At 43.4% G+C, this 2,593-nt stretch carries 2 protein-coding genes; both read right to left on the reverse strand.

Annotation, left to right across the window (positions count from 1 at the left end; all coding sequences use genetic code 11):
* Positions 1-174: 174 nt before the first annotated feature.
* Positions 175-1,158 carry a UDP-glucose 4-epimerase GalE gene (gene galE, locus ASL19_RS07625; protein ID WP_057177881.1) on the reverse strand — a complete coding sequence of 328 codons (984 nt, stop codon included), beginning with the start codon at positions 1,156-1,158 and terminating at the stop codon, positions 175-177.
* Positions 1,159-1,223: 65 nt separating this feature from the next.
* On the reverse strand, positions 1,224-2,588 hold the full coding sequence (locus ASL19_RS07630; RefSeq protein WP_057177882.1) for a sugar transferase: 1,365 nt from the start codon (positions 2,586-2,588) through the stop codon (positions 1,224-1,226).
* Positions 2,589-2,593 lie beyond the last annotated feature (5 nt).

The raw sequence follows: 2,593 nt of genomic DNA on the forward strand, positions 1-2,593 counted from the left end.
AAACCACACCTGGAGACTGTCTCCAGGGGTCACATACAACATAATTGATGAAACATATATTGGGTTCAATCAACTTGGGCTTTGATCCAGGGAATGAATTTACTGGATCCCTTGAGCTTGTCAAGCTTACACGAATAAGGCAAAAAATGACGAAGTCCAATTTAAAACAATCACTTACCTGGTGGCTTTACTTTTTTCCCAATCCAGAGTGGTAGATATTATATCATCCAGGTTATCATACTTAGGTTCCCAATTGAGAACTTGCTTAATCTTCTGTGCATGAGCAGTCACACAAGCTGGATCCCCCGGACGACGACTGGCTATGGTTATGGGAATATCCATCCCAGAAATAGCTCTGATTCTTTCTACTACTTGCAACACACTATAACCTTTACCGTACCCACAGTTTAAAATTTGGGACGTTCCATTATTCTCCAAATACTTCAAGGCATCCACATGGGCTGAAGCTAAATCTTCTACATGAATATAATCACGCACTCCCGTACCATCCACAGTGGGAAAATCCACACCGAAAATCTTGAGTTCCGGTTGGCGTTTCAGTGCCACATTACAAGCATTGGCAATTAGGTGGTTGGCATGGGGTGAGTTGGAACCAAGTCTCCCCCGGGAATCGGCTCCAGCAACATTAAAGTACCGTAAAATTACGTAGCGAAAATCAGATGCCAATCCATGATCCTGAATTATCCACTCGCTCATCAGCTTGGAACGACCGTAAGGATTAATGGGTGAGGTAGGACTCTCTTCTGTTACGGGATTTTCCTGGGGTTGTCCATAAACTGCAGCTGTGCTGGAAAAAACAAACTGGTTGACTCCCATCACACTACAGCACCGTAGCAGGTTGAGTGTGTTACGGGTGTTGTTAGTATAGTAGTCTAGGGGATGGGCTACGGACTCTGGAACCACTAAACTGGCTGCAAAATGTAATACTGCACTAAATCTGTGCTGGCTAAATATTTGGTAAAGTCGGTCTATATCTGACAAGTCTCCAACTACTAGCTCCCCATGAAGTACAGAATCGGGCGTACCAGTGGAACAATTATCATATACTACTATATCATACCCCGATTCAGCTAACTGAAGCACCACATGGGAGCCAATATAGCCTGCACCCCCAGTTACCAAAACCTTTTTATTCATCTACCTTTACCTAAAAAGACCACTCTGATGGTTTTGAAAATGATAGCAAAGTCTAACCATTTTATTCATCTACCTTTACCTAAAAAGACCACTCTGATGGTTTTGAAAATGATAGCAAAGTCTAACCATAGAGAATAATTTTTGATGTAGTAGAGGTCATAAGCCAGCTTTTCATAGGAATCCTCCAAGGAAGCTCCATAAGGATAGAGAACCTGAGCCCAACCAGTAATTCCCGGTTTGACCAGATAACGCAATTCGTAGTAAGGAATGGCCTCTTTCAGCTTGATATCAAATTCTGGTCTTTCTGGACGGGGACCAATCAGACTCATTTCTCCCCGTAACACATTCAAAATTTGTGGTAGTTCGTCAATGCGTAAGATCCTCAACCAGTAACCAACCTTGGTAATCCGGGGATCCCGTTCACTTGCCCATTGGGCCCCTCTTTTTTCCGCATCCTTATACATGGAGCGGAATTTGTACACTCGAAATGGGTTGCCATGGAGTCCTGTGCGGATCTGGCTATAGAAAATGGGTCCGGGACTCTCCAATTTAATCAAGATTCCCACCACTACCATAATTGGAAACAGTGTTACTAGTAATAGAGTAGCTAGGACAATATCGATGACACGTTTAACCCTAATTCTCAGACTACCGGAGACCAAATTGAACCCACTACTGAAGGCGAACCAATGATCTTCTAGCAAAGAGGGGGAGATTTTCCAACATAGTTCTTCACAAGCATCAGGCAGTCTATACACTGGAATGCCCTGTAGGCGAAGTTTCATCAATGTCTGATGTAAGTTATCAGATATATCTATGCCATCTCCCACAACTACTCCAGACCACTTTTGGTCAGCCCAATTGGGCAGATTATCTAGTTTGTCTAAGATGAGTGGAGGGTCCATGCCATTGAGCTTAGGTATATAGGGATTTTCCGTTAGGACTATCAATTGTCCACTATGCTTGGTCTGGGAGAAAATGTCGGCAAATTTCATAGACCTATCCCCAGCGCCCAGCATTAGCCAATAGGAATTTTGTACGTGCGATCGCTCCCACTGAGCTGCCAATAGTCGGATATTGATAGCCCAGATTGTAAAAGCGACTAAGCTAATTAGAAATGTTATTGGGTCTAAGGATAAATCTTTTTGCCAGGAGTTGGCGAGATAAATTAACAGCGAGCAGAGGAGAGCAGTGGTAGAGTTGCTAACGATGACCCTGGCCCCAGCTCGCATTCCGGCAATTTGCTTATTGGGATGGTATGTATCTAGTAAGTACATCCCTGTAAGAATTAGGAAGACAAATGCCCATGTGGTTGGGTTGAGTATGAGTTGTACGTGTCCAAGCCTTAAATAGGATGTTAGTGCTAGGGAAATAACTAGTCCAAAGAGGTCAGCGGTCAAGATAATTGGGGCGATTACAGCAATTTTCATGTAGT

It is taken from the genome of Cylindrospermopsis sp. CR12 (assembly GCF_001432185.1).
Classification (GTDB): domain Bacteria; phylum Cyanobacteriota; class Cyanobacteriia; order Cyanobacteriales; family Nostocaceae; genus Raphidiopsis; species Raphidiopsis raciborskii.